This is a genomic window from Micromonospora sp. MW-13, from assembly GCF_003434305.1.
Classification (GTDB): Bacteria; Actinomycetota; Actinomycetes; order Mycobacteriales; family Micromonosporaceae; genus Micromonospora.
On the sequence record NZ_QKKX01000011.1, the window covers coordinates 344,840 to 364,333 of the forward strand.

Genomic DNA, 19,494 nt, shown 5'->3' on the forward strand with positions numbered 1-19,494 from the left:
TGCGGGAGCGCTGCGCGATGCCGACCAGGCCTGCCACGATCATGACCATGACTAACCGAACGACCATCCCGGCGTGAGTCGGCCGGAGGCCGACGCGACAGAGTACTGAAAGAGGACACGTGGGAACCGACCTGTTCGTCCGAAAGTACGGGCGGGACGCAGCAGATGCGCCCGCCATCCTCATCCTGCATGGCGCTGTGGAGTCCGGCGCGTGCTACGGCGACGCCGTCGACCGCTGGTGCGGCGACTACCACATCGTGGCGCCGGACGCCCGGGGCCATGGGGAGTCGCCCAGCCGCCGGCCCGAGCACGAGGGCGTGCCGTCCACCGACGTGATGGTGCAGGACGCGATCGACATCCTCAAGGACATGCTCGACGAGACCGGGCGCAAGACGCTCGTCGTCGGGCATTCCATGGGCGCGCGGATCGCCGCCTTCGTCGCCGCCGACGCCCCGCACCTCGTGGCCGGCGTCGTGCTCGAGGACCCGCCGTGGTGGGTGCCGGAGGCCGGTCCCAACCCGTGGCTCAGCGTCGAGCAGACCACCATCGATCCCTTCGACTACGCCGACACGGCGTCGGTCGAGGAGCTCATGGACATGCAGCGTGAACTCAAGCCCCACTGGGCGGAGCAGGAGCTGCGCCCGCTCGCCGAGGCGATGAAGGCCGTCGACATCGACTACATGAAGCAGCGGGTCCACGAGAAGCGCCGGATCTGGACGCCGACCGCGCGGCAGATTACGGTCGGCCCGACCGCCGTACCGGCGCTGCTCGTCACCGGCACCGGCGACGTCATCGTCGACAAGCACTCCCGTGAGCGCCTCACGGCCGTCGCGCCCGGCTTCGACGTCGTCGTGATTGAGGGCGGCCACCACTGCGTGCGCCGTGACAAGCCGGACGAGTACCACCGGCACGTCGACGCCTTCCTCCGCGAGAACGCCGTTGGCCGGAGCCGTCACTCGACGCTGAAGGTGTCGGACCGCGCGAGCGGGCCGTAGATCTCCGAGCCCGGATCGGCGACTGCGGCCCGCATCGCCTTCAGCCCCGCGCGTACGACGGGGTGGCCCTGGTTGTCGCGCCGCGTCGTCATGATCACCTTGCGCAGCGGTGCGACGCCGCGCGTCGGCAGGATCGTAACCCAGTCGGCGTCACGCGCGGAGAGCGCGGACTCCGGCACCAGGCAGATCCCGGCCTCGGCGGCGACCAGCGCCAGCGCGGCGCGGTAGTCGTCCGAGACGTGTGTGATCGGCGGGTGGAAGCCGAGCTCGGCGCACGCCTGTAGCACCATCATGCGGCACGGGTTACCGGGCGAGGGCATGATCCAGCCTTCCTCGGTGAGCTGGGCGAGCCCGATGCCCTCCTCGCCGGCCAGCGGGTGGCCGTGGGGGAGGGCGGCCTTGAACCGCTCGATGTAGAGCGGGAACTTCACGATGTCGGGGGAGTCGCGTTCGGGGTCGGACTCGTACTCCAGGCTGACGGTCACGTCGATGTCGCCGCGCATCAGCATCCGGTGGCTCATGTGCGCCTCCGCGTCGACGACCGTGACGTCGACGCCCGGCGCCTGACGGCGCAGCTCGACGATGGCGGGCGCCACCAACCAGCTGATCGCCGTGGGAAAGGCGCCGATCCGGAGCTGCCCGAGGACACCGCCCGCGTGCGCGGCCAGGTCGGCCTCGGCGATCTTCAGCCGGGAGCTGATCTCCTCGGCGTGCCCGGCGAGGATGCGCCCGGCCGGCGTGAGCGCCAGCTTGCGCCCCGTGCGTACGACGAGCGCGTGGCCGACCTCGCGCTCAAGCGCCGCGAGCTGCTGCGACACCGCGGACGGCGTCAGGTGCAGCGCCGCCGCAGTCGCGGTGACCGAGTCGGACAGCACGAAAGCACGCAGAACGAGGAGACGTCTGGGGTCGATCGTTGGCACGCGGGCTCCCCTCGCAAGTCGGCCGAGCGTCCGTCGCGGTGGGGATTTCGCGAGGCGGGCCGGGGGACCCGATGCTAGCGGGCGCTTCCGGACGCGGCCGAGTCGGGGACCGAAGCGCTGCTCAGGGCCGCCTTCGGCGCCTACACGCTTGGGGAGCAGAGCCTCGCGGTCGGTCTCCTGCCGGCGTTCGGCCCGGCGATCGTTGGACCTGGCCTGCGCATACCCGATGCGGTGGGACGCGGAGGAGGCTGCCGTGAGCAGCAAGCACCACGCCGGTGATCGAGCGACCGACCACCGAGCAGGCTCGGGCCGAGCTGGGCAAGTTCTTCGCCATCGCCGCAGTGGCTGACCAGGCACCGGGTAAGGGTGTGCCGAATCAGCGGGTGCGCGGGCGGCGGCCCGGGCGCGGCGTCGCCTCGATGCGGGCGGCGCCGGCCGAGCGGGACACCCCGCCGTCGCGCAGCAGCCGGACCATCGGCAGCGTGGCCGCGCCCATCGCGACCGCGTCGGGCCCGAGCTGGCACAGCTCGATCGAGGCCTGGGCGTACGGCTGGCGCAGTGCGTGCCGGGCGGTGGCCTCCCGGATCCGGGGCAGGAACCGCTCGCCGAGGGCCAGCCCGGCCCACCCGCCGAGCACCACCCGCTCGGGGTTGAACAGGTTGATCAGGGTCGCCACCCCGGCCCCGAGGTAGCCGACCGTGTCGTCCAGCACCGTGGCGGCCGTCCCCGTGGAGGAGCGCAGCAGCTCGCCCAGCGCGCTCTCCTCGTCGCCGCCGGCCGCCGGCCGGCCCCGGTTGGCCAGCCGGTACCGGTCGAGGATGCCCTCCGCACCGACGTACGCCTCCAGGCAGCCCAGGTTGCCGCAGCGGCACTGGCGACCGCCGTACGCGATGGTGGTGTGCCCCCACTCGCCGGCGCTGCTGTGCGCGCCCCGGTAGCTGACCCCGTCGGTGATCACGGCGGCGCCCACTCCGGAGCCGACCAGCGCGACGACGGCGTGCCGGGCGCCCCGGCCGGCCCCGAACCACATCTCGGCCTGGCCGAGCGTCTTCGCCCCGTTGTCGACGTGCACCGGGATGTCGGTGCCGGCGCGGAGCATGGCGCCCAGCGGCACCCCCTCCCAGCCGAGGGTCTGGGCGTGCACGACAGCGTCGGCGGTGCGCTCCACCGTCCCGGAGACCGCCACCCCGAGCCCGAGCACCGCGTCGGGGTCGACGCCGGCCTGCTCGGTCACGGCGGTCAGCCCGTGCAGCAGGTGGGCCACCACCGCGCCGGGGTCGGGCTCGGCGGCGGCGATCGGGTACTCCGCCTTGGCCAGGGCGGTCATCGTCAGGTCGAACAGCTCGACCTGGATCCGGGTCTCCCCGACGTCGGCGCCGACCAGGTAGCCGTAGCCGGGGGCCACCCGCAGCAGCACCCTCGGTCGGCCGCCGTCGGACTCGACCGAGCCGGCCTCCTCGACCAACCCCTCGTCGATCATCTCGCCGACCAGGTTGCTCACGCTGGCCAGGCTCAGCGCGGTGGCCTGCCCCAGCTCGTGCCGGCTCAACGGCCCGTCCAGCCAGATCCGGGTGAGCAGCACCGCGCGGTTGGCGCGACGCATGTCCCGCACGGTGGTGCGTCTGGCGTCCATCGGTCCGCGTCCTCCCCCGGGGCGCCGCCGACCGGGCACCCCCACCAGCATGCATCAACACCACAATTAATGCTATGAACTAAGCTTTGAAGTATGCTGCGGACCGGCCGGGGCGCCGGCCCTGCCCGGCCGGCGCCCCGGCGCGGCAGCCCGGCCGGCGCGCGCCGCCGTGACCCCTGTCCCACCCACCTCCTGCCGTCCCGCGCCACCCCACCGGAACCCAAGGAGTACGCCCGTGGCCGACCTGACCGCCCTACCCGCCCACTTCCGCTGGGGCGTGGCGACCTCCGCGTACCAGATCGAGGGCGCCGTCGACGCCGACGGCCGCGCACCCTCCATCTGGGACACCTTCTGCCGGGTGCCCGGCGCGATCGCCAACGGCGACACCGGCGACGTCGCCTGCGACCACTACCGGCGCTGGCCCGAGGACCTCGCCCTCATGCGCGGGCTCGGCGTCGACACGTACCGGTTCTCGGTGGCCTGGCCCCGGGTGCTGCCCGAGGGCACCGGCCGGGTCAACCCCGCCGGGCTGGCCTTCTACGACCGGCTGGTCGACGCCCTGCTGGAGGCCGGCATCCGGCCGTTCGTCACGCTCTACCACTGGGACCTGCCGCAGGCCCTACAGGACCGGGGCGGCTGGCCGGCCCGGGACACCGCGTACGCCCTGGCCGACTACGCGGCCGTGGTCGCCGGCGCGCTCGGCGACCGGGTCCGCGACTGGACGACGGTCAACGAGCCGCTCTGCTCGGCCTGGATCGGCCACCTGGAGGGCCGGATGGCGCCCGGGGACACCGACCTGGCGCTGGCCGTCCCCGCCGCCCACCACCTGCTGCTCGGCCACGGACTGGCCACCGCCGCGATCCGCGCCCACGCCACCGCGCCCGCCGCCGTCGGCGTGGTGTGCAACCTCAGCCCGATCGAGCCGGCCACCGACCGCCCCGAGGACGTCGCCGCCGCCGCCCGCGCCGACGGGCACGTCAACCGGTGGTGGCTGGACCCGATCTTCGGCCGCGGATACCCCGCCGACATGCTGGAGGTCTACCGCACCGCACCGCCGGTCCGCCCCGGCGACCTGGAGACGATCGCCACCCCGCTGGACCTCTTCGGGCTCAACTACTACTTCCGGCAGCGGGTCGTCGCCGACCCGGACGGTCCCCCGCCGTACGCCCGCCAGGTGCCGGTGCCCGGGGCCGTCGAGACGGCGATGGGCTGGGAGACCCACGCGGCGGGCCTGGAACAGTTGCTGGTGCGCGTCGCCGAGGAGTACGGGGCCGGCCCGGTGCACGTCACGGAGAACGGCTCCGCCTGGTCGGACCGGGTGGCCCCGGACGGCACGGTCGACGACCCGGAGCGCACCCGGTACCTGGAGGAGCACCTCGCGGCGTGTGCCGCGGCGGCCCGGCGGGGCGTGGACGTGGCCGGCTACTTCGCCTGGTCGCTGCTGGACAACTTCGAGTGGGCGTACGGCTACGACAAGCGGTTCGGCCTGGTCCACGTCGACTACGCCACCCAGCGGCGGACCGTCAAGACCAGCGGGCGCCGGTACGCCGAGCTGATCCGCGCCCACCGCAGCGTGCTGGCCTGACCGGGCCCGGGGTCATCCGTCCGGCTCCGGGCGGGACGGAAGCGGCCCGCGGAGCAGATCGCTCCGCGGGCCACCGTCACGGTCGGTGCCGCCCGGGTCAGAGCAGGCCGAGCCCCTGCACGGCCGCGCGCTCCTCCTGGAGCTCGGCCACGGACGCGTCGATGCGCTGCCGGGAGAACTCGTCGACGGCCAGGCCCTGCACGATCTCGAACCGGCCGTCCCGGGCGACCACCGGGAACGAAGAGATCAGGCCCTCCGGCACCCCGTAGGAGCCGTCGGAGACGATCGCGGCCGAGGTCCAGTCGCCCTCCGGCGTGCCGTTGATCCAGTCGTGCACGTGGTCGATCGCGGCGGACGCGGCCGACGCGGCCGACGACGCCCCCCGTACCTCGATGATCTCGGCGCCGCGCTTGGCGACCCGGGGGATGAACTCGTCGGCCAGCCAGGACCGGTCGCCGATCAGCTCGGCCGCCGGGCGGCCGTCGACCTCGGCGTGGAAGACGTCCGGGTACTGGGTGGCCGAGTGGTTGCCCCAGATCGTCAGCTTCTTCACCTGCCCGACGGTGACCTGGAGCTTGCGCGCGAGCTGCGCGATCGCCCGGTTGTGGTCCAGCCGGGTCATCGCGGTGAAGCGGTCCGCGGGCACGTCGGGGGCGTGCGCCTGGGCGATGAGGGCGTTGGTGTTGGCCGGGTTGCCCACCACGAGCACCTTGATGTCCGGCGCGGCGCCGGCGTTGATCGCCTGGCCCTGGGGCTTGAAGATGCCGCCGTTGGCCTCCAGCAGGTCCCCGCGCTCCATCCCCTTGGTACGGGGCCGCGCGCCGACCAGCAGCGCCACGTTGGCGCCCTCGAACGCCTGCTTCGGGTCGTCGAAGACGTCCACACCGGCCAGCAGCGGGAACGCGCAGTCGTCCAACTCCAGGGCGGTGCCCTCGGCCGCGCGCACCGCGGCCGGGATCTCCAGCAGCCGGAGCTTCACCCGCCTCCCGCCACCGAGCAGTTGCCCGGACGCGATCCGGAACAGCAGCGCGTAGCCGATCTGGCCGGCTGCGCCGGTGACGGTAACGGTAAGGGGCGTTTCTGCCATCAGGGCTTCTCCTGCCGAAGGGACGGTCGGTGCCGATCAGGGGGCGCAGTCACCATATCGCGAGTCCCGAACGCAGGCTCAGCAGCGCATGGTGGCCCCGGTCACCTCCCCCGCCGACCGGTTCCGAACAGGACGCGCCGGGCGGGCGTCCGCGCCGGGGCCCGGCGCGGGCGCCCTCGACGGTCAGCGGTCGGCCGCCCCCGTCGGGCCGCTCTCGCGCGGCAGCAGCGCCACGGCGGTGAGCAGCACGGCCGAGCCGACGACCAGGTTCACCGTGAGCCGCTCACCGAGCAGCGCGACCGCCAGGACGGCGGCGGTCAGCGGCTCCAGCAGCACGACCACCGCGGCGGTCCCGGCCGGGACGGTGGCCAGGCCGGCGAAGTACCACCGGTACGCCAGCAGGGTGGGCACCACGCCGAGGAACACCAGCCAGCCGAGCACCGGCAGCGCCGCGCCGGTACGCGGCCAGACGCCCTCGGCCAGGGCCAGCGGCAGCAGGACCAGCAGACCGGCGGCGAACGAGACGGCGTCGGCCTGCCCACCGCCGACGGCCCGGGTGTACAGGGTGACCCCGCTGTAGCCGAGCGCGGACAGCAGCGCCGCGCCGATGCCCCACGCCTGCCCCGGCCCGGCCGACACCGGTCCACCGACAAGCAGGGCCAGCCCCGCGAGGGCGACGACGAGCACGAGCACGCCGCGCCGGCCGGTCCGCTCGCCGAACAGCACCCGGGCACCGACGGTGACGAACACCGGCCCGGCCCCGAGCGTGACCAGAGTGCCGAGCGCCAGCCCGGCGTGGTCCACGGCGGCGAAGTAGGCGCCCTGGTAGCCGGCCAGGCCGATCCCGAGCAGCACCGCCGTGCGGCGGGGTGTGGTGGACCGGGGTGTGCCCGGGCGGCAGGCGCAGGCCAGCGCGAGCACGAGCGCGGCGACGGTGACCCGCCAGAAGGACACGGCCAGCGGGCCCAGCCCGGTGGTCCGGAACAGCACCGCCGCCGCGGCGCCGCCCGCGCCCCAGGCGACGGCGGCGGACGAGATGAGGACGAGGTCGCGCCGGTACGGCACGACGGAACGTGTGGTCAAGACAACTCCGTAATGGAAGCCGGGAAGAGAAGGTCCGCGGGTACGCGGGCGGCGTCCATCGACCGGGCGGGCGGGCCGTCCGGTGTGGAGTGCGTCAGGTGGTGCCGCCCGCTAGCGGACGGGCGGCGGCAGGATCGTCATCGGCCTCATGGCATCGCACCCTAACCGGACCGACCGACGCGACGACGGGCCGCCCCGGGTGGGGCGACCCGTCGTCGTGGGTCCGGGCGGGCGTACGCCCGTCAGGTCATGTCGTCGTAGCGGCGTTCGATCGGCGTCGGGGCGGCGACCGGTTCCGGCGCGCCGATCGGGTCGGCGGCCTCGACCCGCTGGCCGGGGGCCACCGGTTCGTCGTCGAGCTCCAGCGGCGACACCTCGTCGTCGTCGATCCCGGCGTAGACCTCCTTGCCCCGCCCGCGCCGCCGGTCGTTGAGGAACGCGACCCCGACCGCGCCGAAGTACAGCGCGGACAGGCAGATGGCCAGAGCCGTCATGCCGAACGGGTCCGGCGTGGGGGTGACCACGGCGGAGAAGGCGAAGAACACGAAGACCGCGACCCGCCACCAGCTGAGCAGCCGCTTCGCGCTGGCCAGCCCGACGAAGTTGAGCATCAGCACGATGAGCGGGAACTCGAACGCCACCCCGAAGAGCAGGATCAGGTTGGTGACGAACGAGATGTACCGGGTGACCTCAAGGGTCGTCGCGATGTCGTCGCCGGAGATGTTGAGCAGGAACTCCAGCCCCTTCGTGGTGACGAAGAAGGCCAGCACCGCGCCGGCGGCGAACAGCGGCGCCGCCAGCGCCGTGAAGACATACGCGTAGCGCCGCTCGTGCCGGTGCAGGCCCGGGGCGATGAACGCCCACAGCTGGTAGAGCCAGACCGGGGCGGCGATGATCAACCCGACCCAGAGACCGATCTTCAGGTTGAGCAGGAAGACGTCGGCGACGCCGAGCTGCACGAAGAGGCACTTGCCCGTGTCCGGGTCGATCGACGCCGGCAGGTCGCAGTACGGCTTCGACAGCAGTTTCCGCACCGGCTCCGCCAGCCAGATGCCGAAGCCGAAGCCGACCAGGATCGCCAGGGACGCCCGGAACAGCCGGTTGCGCAGCTCGCGGATGTGCTCCATGAGCGTCATCGAGCCGTCGGAGGCCCGTTCGAAGTTGGTCGGACCGCGCTTGAGCAGAGCGAAGGCCACGGTGGGGGCCCTTCGGTCAGTTGTCGCGGACGCGCTGCACCGGGTCGATGACCGGCTGCTGCGGAGCCTGCGGCGGGGCGTACGGCTGCTGCTGGACGTAGGGCTGCTGCGCGTACGGCTGCTGGGACTGCTGCCCGGCGGCCTGCGGCGGCAGCGGCTGGTAGCCGGCCTGGGCGTCGGCCTTCTCCGCCAGATCGCGGTCGTCGTCGTGCAGGCTCTTCGTCTCGGCCTTGATGATCCGCAGCGAGCGGCCCAGCGAGCGGGCCGCGTCCGGGAGCCGCTTCGCGCCGAACAGCAGGATCAGCACGACCACGAGAACGGCGATGTGCCACGGCTTGAGGGCACCCATGGGAAGCTCCAGTCGCTCTGTGTCGTCTTGAGGGGTGTACCGGAGCCCATCGTACGTGCGTGAGGGACCTTTGCCACCCGCCGGGCCGCTGGTGGTTACGGCCGGTCGGTGAAGTCTTGACCAACCCCGCGCGTCCCGTCAACCATCGGCGGCGGGCCGTTCCTGCGCGCTTTCGGGCCCGAGCGCGCAGCAACCGCGCACGGGACCGACCATCATCGATCAGTGGCCGCGCTTGGCCTTGATCACCTCAAGCCGCTGCTGGGTGACGGTCACGTGCCCCTGGAGGGCCTCCGCGCGCTCCTGGAGCGCCTCCGCGCTGACCCGCAGCGCCTCCGCCTCGGCCTGCCGATCCTGCAACGCCACCGCGGCCCGCCGCAGCCGGGGCAGCCGTGCCACCACCGGCCGCACGGCCAACGCCAGCACCACGAGCGCGAACAGCACCACCGCCACCACGATCCACTTCACCACGGCCGCCAGCCTACCGGGGCCGCACGGACCCCGCCGGGGTGGCCGACGGCGCGGCGTCGGGGGTGGCGTACGCCTCCAGGGCGGCGACCGCCTGGGCGCGGACCTGCTCGGCCAGCTCCCCCGGGGCCACCACCGCGACGTCCGGGCCCAACCCCAGCACGAACCGCCGGGCCCAGCCGAGGTCGGTCACCCGCAGCGACACCAGCCACTGGTCGCCGTCGCCGGCCTCGACCCGCTCGCACGGGTAGTACTCGGTGATCCACCGCTCGCCCCGGCCGATCCGCAGGGTGATCAGCGGCAGGTCCGGCGAGGGCCGGAACGCCCCCTCGGAGAGGTCGTACGGGCGGGCCTGCGGCGGCGCCGCCGCGGGCTCGTCCAGCTCGGTCACCGCGTCGATCCGGTCGACCCGGAACAGCCGCACCGCCTCCGCGCGGCGGCACCACGCCTCCGCGTACGCCCGGCCGCCCACCATCAGCATGCGCAGCGGGTCGATCACCCGCTCGGTGGTCTCGTCCCGGGCCGCCGCGTAGTAGGTGATCCGCAGCGCCCGGCCCCGTTCCACCGCGGCGCGCAGTTCCTCGACCCGCCGGCTGTCGACGGGGATGCGCACCTCGACCGGGGCGGCGACCAGGTCACCGGCGGCGTCCTCGATCTTGGCGAGGGCCCGCTCCACGGCCTCCCGGTTGGTCACCCCCGGGGTCTCCGCCAGCATCCGCAGCGCCACCACCAGCGCGAGGGCCTCGTCCGGGGTCAGCCGCAGCGGCCGGTCGATCCCGGCGTCGTAGGTGATGGTCACCCGGTCGCCGTCGAAGGCCATGTCGATCAGGTCGCCCGGGCCGTACCCGGGCAGCCCGCACACCCACAGCAGCTCCAGGTCCTCCCGCAACTGCCGCTCCGTGACCCCCAGGTCCCCGGCCGCCTCGGCGATCTCGATCCCCGGGCGGGCCAGCAGGTACGGCACCAGGTTCAGCAGCCGGGCCAGCCGGTCCGCCGAGGCCCGGTTGCCGGCCGGGCGCGCAGCGGACGAGCGGGCGGCGGGACGGGTCGCCGGGCGGGTCATCGGGCACCTCCGGTGGCGGTCAGCTCCTCGTGTCGGGTGGCGATCTCCTTGAGCCGCTGGATGACCGCCTCGCGCACCTCCGGCGGGTCCACCACCCGCACGTCCGGGCCGTATCCCACCAGCTGGCCGGCCAGGGACTCCGGGTCGGCGTACGGCAGGACCAGCCGATCGCCGGTCGGCCCGGACGCGGCCTCCACCGCCCAGCGGCGCAGCCCGGCCGCGCGCCCCGGGGCGACCAGCACGGTCGCCCGTCCGGTGCGCTCCACCGGCCCCGACCAGCGGGCCACGTGGCTGATCAGGTCCACCCCCGTCGGCGGCTGGTAGCCGCCCGGCGCGCCGGTCACCCGGACGGCGCCGACGACCCGGGAGAGCCGGAAGCAGCGGGTCGCCGCCCGGTCCAGGTCGTGACCCACCACGTACCACCGGCCGCGCCAGCAGACCACCCCCCACGGCTGCACCCGGCGGCGGGTAGGGGCGTCCCGGTCGGGCACCCGGTAGTCGAAGCTCACCTCGCGGCGGTCCCGGGCGGCGGCGGTCAGCGGCGCGAACCCCGGGTCGACCGTGACCATCGGCTCCAGGCCCAGGGTGGCCTGCGGGTCCACGTCCACCCCGGCGGCGCGCAGCTTCGCCAGCCCGGACGACGCCGCGGCGGCCAGCCCGGCGTGCTGCCACAGCCGCGCGGCGATGCCCACCGCGGCGGCCTCGTCGGGCTCCAGGGGAATGTCCGGCAGCGCGTACTCCCGGTGGGCGATCCGGTAGCCGGGCTCGGCGTCGAAGACGCTCGCCGTGCCGGTCTCCAGCGGCACCCCGAGTTCCCGCAGCTCGGCCTTGTCCCGCTCGAACTTGCGCTGGAACGCTTCGTGATCCTTCACGTCGTCCGGATCGTGCTCGTAGCCGGGCACGGTCGCGGCGATCTGCGCGGCGGTCAGGAACCGTCGCGTCGACAACAGGCAGATCACCAGGTTGACCAGGCGTTCGGTGCGGGTCCGCGACACGTGTGAACGCTAGCAGCCCGCGCAGCGGGCCCGCGCACCCACGCGGGCGCGTCGCACCAACACCTCAGACGGTGACTCTCCGTCGCCAGGCGATGACGGCGACCCGGCCCGCCGGCCCCGGACGACCGCCGCGGCGCGGGTCACCGCCGCTCGCCGGGCGGCCCCCGGCGGACGGTCATATGGTGACCCCATGTCGGAAGCTGACGTCAAGGCCGAGAGCGTCGGCACCGTGCTGGTGGCGGGCGCGGCGAACCTCGCCATCGCCGTGGCGAAGCTGGTGGCCGGCCTGATCTCCGGCTCCGCGGCCATGCTCTCCGAGGCCGCCCACTCGGTGGCCGACACCACCACCGAGGCGCTGCTGTACCTGGCGCTGCGCCGGGGGGCGCGCCCCGCCGACGTCCGGCACCCCTTCGGGTACGGCAAGGAGAGCTACGTCTGGGCCTTCCTCGCCGCGCTGTTCACCTTCGTCGCCGGCGCCGGCTTCGCCATCACCCACGGCGTCACCACCATCCTGGTGCACGAGCACACCGGCGACTTCCTCGTCTCGTACGTCGTGCTGGCGGTCTCGTTCGCCGTCGAGTCGGTCTCCCTGGCCCGGGCGGCGCGGCAGATCCGCGGCGAGTCGCGGCGCTGGCGCACCACCCCCCGGCGATTCCTGCGGCTCACCGCCGACACCACCGTCAAGGCCGTCTTCCTGGAGGACAGCGCGGCCCTCGTGGGCCTGCTGCTGGCCGCGGCCGGCGTGACCCTGTCGCACTGGACCGGCGACGAGCTCTACGACGGCCTCGCCTCCATCGCCATCGGCGTGCTCCTGCTGGTCGTGGCCATCACCCTCGCCAAGGCCAACACCTCCCTGCTGGTCGGCCGGGCCATCCCCGAGCGGCTGCGCCTGGAGATCGAGCAGGAACTCAACGGGCTGCCCTCCGTCGAGCGCATCGACACCCTGCTCACCATGCAGCTCGGCCCGGACGACATGCTGGTCGCCGCCAAGGTCGACTTCCGGGACGAGGCCACCGGCGCCGACATCGAGGCCGCCGCCGAGGAGGCCGAGCGGCGCCTCATCGACCGCTACCCGGAGATCGGCTACGTCTTCCTCGACCCCACCCCCTCCCGCCCCGAGGCCCGCAACCGCCGCGCCCGGCACACCCAGGAGGACCCGCCCCGCTGACCCCGCCGTGGCGGCGCGCACCCGGGGGTCGCTAGCGTGCCGGGCATGGTGCGATGGCGGGCGGGGACCGTGACGGCGCTGCGGCGGGAGTGGACCGGCGCGGTGGAACTGGACGTCGAGCTGACCGACGGCGCCACCATGCGGGCCCTGGCCTACCCGGAGCTGGTCGGTCGGCCCGTACCCGGCGACCGGGTGCTGCTCAACGCCGGCGCGCTGCTGATGGGCCTCGGCACCGGCGGGTACGCGCTGGTCGTGGCGCTGCCCGACCGGCTGCCGGCGGACCCGCCAGAGGCGGGCCACACCCGCGATGCCGGGCACCTGGTCAAGGCGCGCTACACCCCGCTGCAACCGATCCTGCTCGGCGTCGACGAGGAGGCCAGCCCGCACCGGGCGGCGCTGGAGGCCGCCGAGGACGTCGCCGGGCTGCCGGTGGTCACCGCCGACCTGCACTCGGCCCTCCCGGCGATCCTCGCCGGGGTCCACGCCGACGCCCCCGACGCCCGGGTGGCGTATGTGCTCACCGACGGTGGGGCGCTGCCGGCATGGTTCTCCCGCACCCTCGACGGGCTGCGCGACCAGCTCGTCGGCACGGTCAGCGTGGGGCAGGCGTTCGGCGGCGACCTGGAGGCCAGCACCGTGCACAGCGGTCTGCTCGCCGCCCGGCACGTGCTCGCCGCCGACGTGGTGGTCCTCGCCCAGGGCCCCGGCAACCTCGGCACCGGCACCCGGTGGGGGTACTCGGGGGTGGCCGTCGGCGAGGCGGTCAACGCGATCGCCGCCCTCGGCGGGCGACCGGTCGGCTCGCTGCGGATCTCCGACGCCGATCCCCGGCCCCGGCACCGCGGGGTGTCCCACCACAGCCTCACCGCGTACGGCCGGGTGGCGCTCACCCCGGCGGACCTGGTGGTGCCCGACGGCCTCGGCCCGGGCCTGGCCCGGGACGTGGACGCCGCGCTGGCCCCGCTCGCCCGGCGGCACCGGATCGTCCGGGTGCCCACCGACGGGCTCGACGCCGCGCTGCGCGCCAGCGCCGTGCCGCTGTCCACCATGGGGCGCGGCCTGGACGCCGACCACGCCTACTTCCTGGCCGCCGCCGCCGCCGGCCGGCACGCCGCCACGCTCGCGGCGGTAGGGCGGTGCGGTAGGCGGTAGGGCGGTGCGGTAGGCGGTAGGGCGGCGGCCCGTCAGGCCAGGAAGATCAACGCCAGCCAGCCGCCGACGATCACCACCAGCGCGACCGCCAGCACCCAGGTCGGCACCGTGTACTCGCCGCGCCGGTTGCGCTCGACCTCGGCCCGGATCTTCTCGCGCCGGCGCTCGACCCAGTTCAGCTTCTCGGCGCCGCGGTCGCGCTCGGGAGGTTCAGACGTCGTCATGGCAGGGCCAGCCTACCCGGCGGGTCCCCGCCCGCCGCGACCAGCGCCGCGGACGGGGACCCGGCCGGTCACATGCTGGCGATCAGGCGTTCCACCCGCTCGTCGTACGCCCGGAACGGGTCCTTGCACAGCACGGTGCGCTGCGCCTGGTCGTTGAGCTTCAGGTGCACCCAGTCGACGGTGAAGTCCCGCCGCTTCTCCTGCGCGTGCCGGATGAACTCGCCCCGCAACCGGGCCCGGGTGGTCTGCGGGGGCGTCTCCTTGGCCTCGAAGATCTCCGGATCCGTGGCCACCCGGTCCACCTCCCCGCGCCGCTCCAGCAGCCCGTACAGGCCCCGCCCGCGCCGCAGGTCGTGGTACGCCAGGTCCATCTGCGCCACCCGGGGGTGCGACAGCGGCAGGTCGTGCTTGCGCTGGTACCGCTCGATCAGCCGCAGCTTCGACACCCAGTCGATCTCCCGGGACACCGGCTCCAGGTCACCGGTCTCCACCGCCCGCAGCACCCGGCCCCACAGCTCCACCACCCGCTTGGCCGTCTGGTCCCCGCCGCGCCGCTCCACGAACTCGGTCGCCTTCGCCAGGTACTCCTGCTGGATCTCCAGGGCGCTGACCTCCTTGCCGGAGGCCAGCCGCACCTTGCGCCGGCCGGTGATGTCGTGCGACACCTCGCGGATCGCCCGGATCGGGTTCTCCAGCGTCAGGTCCCGCATCACCACCCCCGCCTCGATCATCCGCAGCACGATGTCCGCGGAACCGACCTTCAGCAGCGTGGTGACCTCGTTCATGTTCGAGTCGCCGACGATGACGTGCAGCCGCCGGTACCGTTCCGCGTCCGCGTGCGGCTCGTCGCGGGTGTTGATGATCGGCCGGCTCCGGGTGGTCGCCGACGACACGCCCTCCCAGATGTGCTCGGCGCGCTGGGACAGGCAGTACACCGCGCCGCGGGGCGTCTGCAGCACCTTGCCCGCGCCGCAGATCAACTGCCGGGTGACCAGGAACGGGATCAGCACGTCCGCCAGCCGGCCGAACTCGCCGTGCCGGGAGACCAGGTAGTTCTCGTGGCAGCCGTAGGAGTTCCCGGCCGAGTCGGTGTTGTTCTTGAACAGGTAGATCTCGCCGGCGATTCCCTCGTCGTGCAGCCGCTTCTCCGCGTCGATGAGCAGCCCCTCCAGGATCCGCTCCCCCGCCCGGTCGTGGGCCACCAGGTCCACCACCGAGTCGCACTCCGGGGTCGCGTACTCCGGGTGGGAACCGACGTCCAGGTAGAGCCGGGCGCCGTTGCGCAGGAACACGTTGCTCGATCTGCCCCACGACACCACCCGACGGAACAGGTATCGCGCGACCTCGTCAGGGGACAGCCGCCGCTGCCCACGGTAGGTACAGGTGACGCCGTACTCGGTCTCGAGGCCGAAGATTCGCCGCTCCATGATGTGACATTAGCCCCCTCCGGCCCCGAATGGGCAGGGCTGACCGCCCCGATGCCACGACCGGCCGGCGCGCTCCCGCCGGGCGGCCCGCCCACCGGGCCCGGTGGGCCGGCCGGGTCTTCGCCGACGGGTCCGGGCCGCTGGGTGGCGTCCGGACACACGCGACCGGCCGCCCCCTCGTGGTGGCGGCCGGTCGCGCGACGGTCACGTCGGCCGGGACGGCCGCGTTATGCCTCGGGCGTGTCGTCCGCCCGCTGCCCCTCCAGGTCCGCGGAGCCGGCCGAGGTGGTCGGCTTCTTCGCCTCCTCGGTCGGCGTGGTCGGGGGCTCCGGGCGCTCCTCGGTCGGCGCCGAGCCGTTCGCGGCGTCCGCGTCGGCGTCCAGCAGGGCGGTCAGGGCCGCCCCGGTGATCCGCCGGAACGTCCGGCCCACCCGGCGCCGGTCCAGGACCGCCACCTCGAGCTGGTTGGCCGCGATCGTGCGGGCCGCGCCGCCCTCGCCGCCGACGCTGCTCAGCGCAGACAGGGCCAGCCGGACCGCCTCGCCGAGCGACATGTCCGGACGGTGCTGCGACTTGAGCGAGCCGGAGATCGCGTCGGACTGCCCGCCCATCGCCATCCGGCCCGGCTCGTCGTTGACCGAACCGTCGTAGGTCAGCCGGTAGAGCGCGTCGTCCTGCGGCGTCGCGCCCACCTCGGCCACGCAGATCTCCACCTCGAACGGCTTGGACTGCTCGGTGAAGATGGCGCCGAGCGTCTGCGCGTACGCGTTGGCCAGCGCCAGGCCGGTGACGTCCCGCCGGTCGTAGCTCAGGCCGTTGAGGTCGGCCATCCGGACCCCGGCGCGGCGCAGGTTCTCGAACTCGTTGTACCGGCCGACGGCGGCGAAGCCGATCCGGTCGTAGATCTCGCTGACCTTGTGCAGGGTGCTGGAGAGGTTCTCCGCGACGAAGAGCACCCCGCCCTCGTAGCTCAGCACGACCGCGCTGCGGCCCCGGGCGATGCCCTTTCGGGCCAGCTCGGAGCGGTCGCGCATGATCTGCTCGGGCGAGGCGTAGAACTGCATGGCCACGGCGGCGGTTCTCCTTCTGGGCGCTGTGCTGACGACTGCTGACTAGGCGGGCTGGCTCAGCCGCCCGGGTTCTCCATCCGGCCGGCGACCACGGCCTCGGCGACGGCGGCCGTCTCGGCGTCGGTGAGCCGGTGGGTGCCCTCCGCCGTCGCGGTCATCACCACCGGGTAGATCCGACGGGTCAGGTCCGGCCCGCCGGTCGCCGTGTCGTCGTCGGCCGCGTCGTAGAGCGCCTCGACCGCGAGCCGCACCGCGTCGTCGATCGACAGGCCGGCGCGGAAGCGCTTCTTCAGCGCGGACCGGGCGAAGATCGAGCCGGAGCCGATCGCGTCGTAGCCGGTCTCCTCGTAGGGGCCGCCGGTGACGTCGAAGCTGAAGATCCGGCCGGCCCGCGCCGGGTCGCTGGCGGCCAGGTCGAAGCCGGCGAACAGCGGGATGACCGCGAGGCCCTGCATGGCCGCGCCCAGGTTGCCGCGGATCATCGAGGCGAGCCGGTTGGCCTTGCCGTCGAGCGAGAGCATCGCGCCCTCGATCTTCTCGTAGTGCTCCAGCTCCACCTGGAACAGTCGCATCAGCTCGATGCCGATGCCCGCGGTGCCCGCGATGCCGACCAGCGAGTAGGCGTCGGCCGGGTGCACCTTCTCGATGTCGCGCTGGGCGATCAGGTTGCCCATGGTGGCCCGGCGGTCGCCGGCCAGCACCACGCCACCGGCGGCCGAGATGGCCACGATGGTGGTCGCGTGCGGCGCCAGGTCGGCGGCCATGCCCGGGGGCAGCGGCCGGCGGCCGGGCAGCATCTCGGGAGCGACCCTGCTCAGGAATGTGGTGAAGGAGGACGTCCCCGCGTTGGTGAACACATCTGGTAGACGCCCGGATGGATCAAAGCCCGCTGCCACGTGGTTCCTCTCAGGTACGTGATCGCCCTGGCCAGCCTCGTGGGACTGTCACGGAACTGGCCAAGACCACCGTTGCAGTTGAAGCAGAGTATCCCGCGCGATGATCCCGCGCGATGATCGTGGTCCAGATGTTCCGTATCGGGATCGCCACGCAGGGGCACGGCCGCCGCCGGTCATCGACCGCTCGCGTGGGTACCCGCGCGCGGCGCTGCCGACCGCGGCCGGGACGCCCGGCGCGCGGTCAACTGTCGGCGCCCACGGCCGTCACGCGAGGTGAGCCACCCTCAGGCAGAGCGGACATTACGCCTATTCTCCGCCCTTCTGGACGTAACCCCTCACGAACTCCTCGGCGTTCTCCTCCAGGACGGAGTCGATCTCGTCGAGCAGGTCGTCGACGTCCTCGGTGATCTCGGCGTGCCGCTCGGCGACCTCCGGGTTGGCCTCGGTGGTGACGTCCTCGATCTCCTCGCCCTGCCGGGCCTTGCCCGACTGCGACTGCCCGCCGCTGTCATGAGTGGCCATTGCCGCCTCCTCCACGATCGTCTCCGATGAACTTACCTCGCGGAGATGACGAAAAGCCCGTCGCGCGCCGGCTTCTCCGGAGCGCGACGGGCTTTCGTCCCCGGCGGTCAGCCGCCGGTCAGCGTCTCCAGCAGGTCCTTGGCGCTGACGCACCGGTCGAACAGCGCCCCCACGTGCTTGCGGGTGCCCCGCTCCGGCTCCATCATCGGCACCCGCACCAGCGACTCCCGGCCCACGTCGAAGATGACCGAGTCCCAGCTCGCGGCCACCACCTCCGAGGCGTACTGGGCCAGGCAGCGGCCCCGGAAGTAGGCCCGGGTGTCCTCCGGCGGCTCGGTCATCGCGGTGCGGGTCTGCTCGTCGGTCAGCAGCGTCTTCATCGAGCCGCGCTGCACCAGCCGGTGGTAGAGCCCCTTCTCCGGCCGAACGTCGGAGTACTGCAGGTCGACCAACTGGAGCTTGTGCGAGCCCCAGCCGAGCTTCTCCCGCTCCCGGTAGCCCTCCAGCAGCCGCAGCTTCGCCACCCAGTCCAGCTCGTCGGCGCACAGGAACGCGTCACGGCCGAGCCGGTCCAGCACGCTCTCCCAGCGGTCCAGCACGTCGTTGGTCTGCGCGTCGGCGTCCGTGCCGTACCGGTCGTCCACGAAGGACCGCACCCGCTCGAAGTACGCCCACTGCAGGTCCAGGGCGGTCAGCCGACGCCCGTCACGCAGCCGCATCAGGTGCTTCAGCGACGGGTCGTGGCTGACCGCGCGCAGCTCCGAGACCGGATCGGCGATGCCCAGGTCGGAGCCGAGCGCCTTCTCCTCGATCATGGTGAGGATCAGCGCCGTGGTGCCGACCTTCAGGTACGTGGAGATCTCCGACAGGTTCGCGTCGCCGATGATGACGTGCAGCCGGCGGTACTTGTCGGCGTCGGCGTGCGGCTCGTCCCGGGTGTTGATGATCGGCCGCTTCAGGGTGGTCTCCAGCCCGACCTCGACCTCGAAGAAGTCGGCACGCTGGGAGATCTGGAAGCCGCTCTGGCCGCCGTCCTGGCCGATGCCGACCCGGCCCGCGCCGCAGACGATCTGCCGGGTCACGAAGAACGGCGTCAGGTACGCCACGATGTCGGCGAACGGCGTCTGCCGGCGCATCAGGTAGTTCTCGTGGGCACCGTAGCTGGCGCCCTTGTTGTCGGTGTTGTTCTTGTACAGGTGGATGGGCTGGGTGCCCGGGATGGTGGCCGCCCGGCGGGACGCCTCGGCCATCACCCGTTCGCCGGCCTTGTCCCACCGCACCACGTCCAGGGGGTTGGTCACCTCCGGGGTGGAGTACTCCGGGTGGGCGTGGTCGACGTAGAGCCGGGCGCCGTTGGTGAGTATGACGTTGGCCAGTCCCAGATCCTCGTCGGCGAGGGCCTCGGCGGGGTCGTACGCGGCGCCGGAGTAGGTGAAGCCCCGGGCGTCGCGCAGCGGCGACTCCTCCTCGTAGTCCCAGCGGGCCCGGCCGCCCCGGTTGAGTTCGGGGCGCGCCCCGTAGGCGTTGACCACCTGGGACGAGGTGACCATCGGGTTGGCGCCCGCCTGGCCGGGCACGGAGATGCCGTACTCGACCTCGGTGCCCATGATCCGTCTTACGCTCATCGACCTACCCGCTCCACTCGCCGACCCGGTCCCCCGTCA

Annotated in this window: 20 protein-coding genes; 4 read left to right on the forward strand and 16 right to left on the reverse strand. The window is 73.4% G+C overall.

Features of this window, described 5'->3' with window-relative positions; translation table 11 throughout:
* The first annotated feature begins 119 nt into the window (after window positions 1–119).
* On the forward strand, window positions 120–995 hold the full coding sequence (locus tag C5N14_RS09210; protein ID WP_117667480.1) for an alpha/beta fold hydrolase: 876 nt from the start codon (window positions 120–122) through the stop codon (window positions 993–995).
* Here the strand turns inward: C5N14_RS09210 and C5N14_RS09215 are convergent.
* Both C5N14_RS09215 and C5N14_RS09220 read right to left on the reverse strand, forming a co-directional pair.
* A complete protein-coding gene (locus tag C5N14_RS09215) occupies window positions 953–1,915 on the reverse strand; it encodes a LysR family transcriptional regulator (RefSeq protein WP_165878059.1) in 963 nt (320 codons plus the stop codon). The two genes, C5N14_RS09210 and C5N14_RS09215, sit on opposite strands and share 43 nt — an antisense overlap.
* 376 nt (window positions 1,916–2,291) lie before the next feature.
* Complete coding sequence (locus tag C5N14_RS09220; protein WP_117667484.1) at window positions 2,292–3,548, reverse strand: ROK family transcriptional regulator; 1,257 nt, start codon at window positions 3,546–3,548, stop codon at window positions 2,292–2,294.
* A 235-nt stretch (window positions 3,549–3,783) separates the two neighbouring features.
* Here C5N14_RS09220 and C5N14_RS09225 point away from each other — a divergent pair, with 235 nt between their 5' ends.
* Entirely contained in the window at window positions 3,784–5,133 is a 1,350-nt protein-coding gene (locus tag C5N14_RS09225) for a GH1 family beta-glucosidase (protein ID WP_117667486.1), read from the forward strand.
* Between the two features lie 97 nt (window positions 5,134–5,230).
* On the opposite strand, the gene C5N14_RS09230 is transcribed toward C5N14_RS09225, so the two are convergent.
* From C5N14_RS09230 to C5N14_RS09260, 7 genes are all read right to left on the reverse strand, one after another.
* The gene (locus C5N14_RS09230; RefSeq protein WP_117667488.1) at window positions 5,231–6,220 is read right to left on the reverse strand and encodes a malate dehydrogenase; all 990 of its coding nucleotides are present in this window, start codon (window positions 6,218–6,220) and stop codon (window positions 5,231–5,233) included.
* Window positions 6,221–6,403: 183 nt separating this feature from the next.
* A complete protein-coding gene (locus tag C5N14_RS09235) occupies window positions 6,404–7,303 on the reverse strand; it encodes a DMT family transporter (protein ID WP_117667490.1) in 900 nt (299 codons plus the stop codon).
* Between the two features lie 242 nt (window positions 7,304–7,545).
* Window positions 7,546–8,499, reverse strand: a complete 954-nt coding sequence (tatC, locus tag C5N14_RS09240) for a twin-arginine translocase subunit TatC (RefSeq protein WP_117667492.1) — start codon at window positions 8,497–8,499, stop codon at window positions 7,546–7,548.
* Between the two features lie 16 nt (window positions 8,500–8,515).
* Entirely contained in the window at window positions 8,516–8,848 is a 333-nt protein-coding gene (gene tatA / locus C5N14_RS09245; RefSeq protein WP_117667494.1) for a Sec-independent protein translocase subunit TatA, read from the reverse strand.
* Between the two features lie 219 nt (window positions 8,849–9,067).
* Window positions 9,068–9,316, reverse strand: coding sequence for a hypothetical protein (locus C5N14_RS09250; protein WP_117667496.1), 249 nt, complete (start codon window positions 9,314–9,316; stop codon window positions 9,068–9,070).
* A 10-nt stretch (window positions 9,317–9,326) separates the two neighbouring features.
* Window positions 9,327–10,376 carry a YafY family protein gene (locus tag C5N14_RS09255; RefSeq protein ID WP_117667498.1) on the reverse strand — a complete coding sequence of 350 codons (1,050 nt, stop codon included), beginning with the start codon at window positions 10,374–10,376 and terminating at the stop codon, window positions 9,327–9,329.
* Window positions 10,373–11,371, reverse strand: coding sequence for a YafY family protein (locus tag C5N14_RS09260; protein WP_117667500.1), 999 nt, complete (start codon window positions 11,369–11,371; stop codon window positions 10,373–10,375). The genes C5N14_RS09255 and C5N14_RS09260 overlap by 4 nt, the downstream gene beginning before the upstream one ends.
* 190 nt (window positions 11,372–11,561) lie before the next feature.
* Here C5N14_RS09260 and C5N14_RS09265 point away from each other — a divergent pair, with 190 nt between their 5' ends.
* Together C5N14_RS09265 and C5N14_RS09270 are read left to right on the forward strand one after the other, a co-directional pair.
* Window positions 11,562–12,539 (forward strand): cation diffusion facilitator family transporter, encoded by a 978-nt coding sequence (locus tag C5N14_RS09265; protein ID WP_117667502.1) that lies wholly within the window; start codon window positions 11,562–11,564, stop codon window positions 12,537–12,539.
* 45 nt (window positions 12,540–12,584) lie between these two features.
* Window positions 12,585–13,691, forward strand: a complete 1,107-nt coding sequence (locus C5N14_RS09270; protein WP_117667770.1) for a DUF3866 family protein — start codon at window positions 12,585–12,587, stop codon at window positions 13,689–13,691.
* A gap of 32 nt (window positions 13,692–13,723) precedes the next feature.
* On the opposite strand, the gene C5N14_RS09275 is transcribed toward C5N14_RS09270, so the two are convergent.
* From C5N14_RS09275 to dop, 7 genes are all read right to left on the reverse strand, one after another.
* Entirely contained in the window at window positions 13,724–13,915 is a 192-nt protein-coding gene (locus C5N14_RS09275; RefSeq protein ID WP_117667504.1) for a hypothetical protein, read from the reverse strand.
* 68 nt (window positions 13,916–13,983) lie between these two features.
* Entirely contained in the window at window positions 13,984–15,342 is a 1,359-nt protein-coding gene (pafA, locus tag C5N14_RS09280; RefSeq protein ID WP_117667506.1) for a Pup--protein ligase, read from the reverse strand.
* A gap of 227 nt (window positions 15,343–15,569) precedes the next feature.
* On the reverse strand, window positions 15,570–16,412 hold the full coding sequence (gene prcA, locus C5N14_RS09285) for a proteasome subunit alpha (RefSeq protein ID WP_117667508.1): 843 nt from the start codon (window positions 16,410–16,412) through the stop codon (window positions 15,570–15,572).
* Between the two features lie 56 nt (window positions 16,413–16,468).
* Complete coding sequence (gene prcB, locus C5N14_RS09290) at window positions 16,469–17,308, reverse strand: proteasome subunit beta (RefSeq protein WP_207892668.1); 840 nt, start codon at window positions 17,306–17,308, stop codon at window positions 16,469–16,471.
* Entirely contained in the window at window positions 17,227–17,469 is a 243-nt protein-coding gene (locus C5N14_RS09295) for an endonuclease domain-containing protein (protein WP_243639353.1), read from the reverse strand. The genes prcB and C5N14_RS09295 overlap by 82 nt, the downstream gene beginning before the upstream one ends.
* 145 nt (window positions 17,470–17,614) lie before the next feature.
* On the reverse strand, window positions 17,615–17,830 hold the full coding sequence (locus C5N14_RS09300) for a ubiquitin-like protein Pup (protein WP_117667512.1): 216 nt from the start codon (window positions 17,828–17,830) through the stop codon (window positions 17,615–17,617).
* 107 nt (window positions 17,831–17,937) lie between these two features.
* Window positions 17,938–19,455, reverse strand: coding sequence for a depupylase/deamidase Dop (gene dop, locus C5N14_RS09305; RefSeq protein ID WP_117667514.1), 1,518 nt, complete (start codon window positions 19,453–19,455; stop codon window positions 17,938–17,940).
* Window positions 19,456–19,494 lie beyond the last annotated feature (39 nt).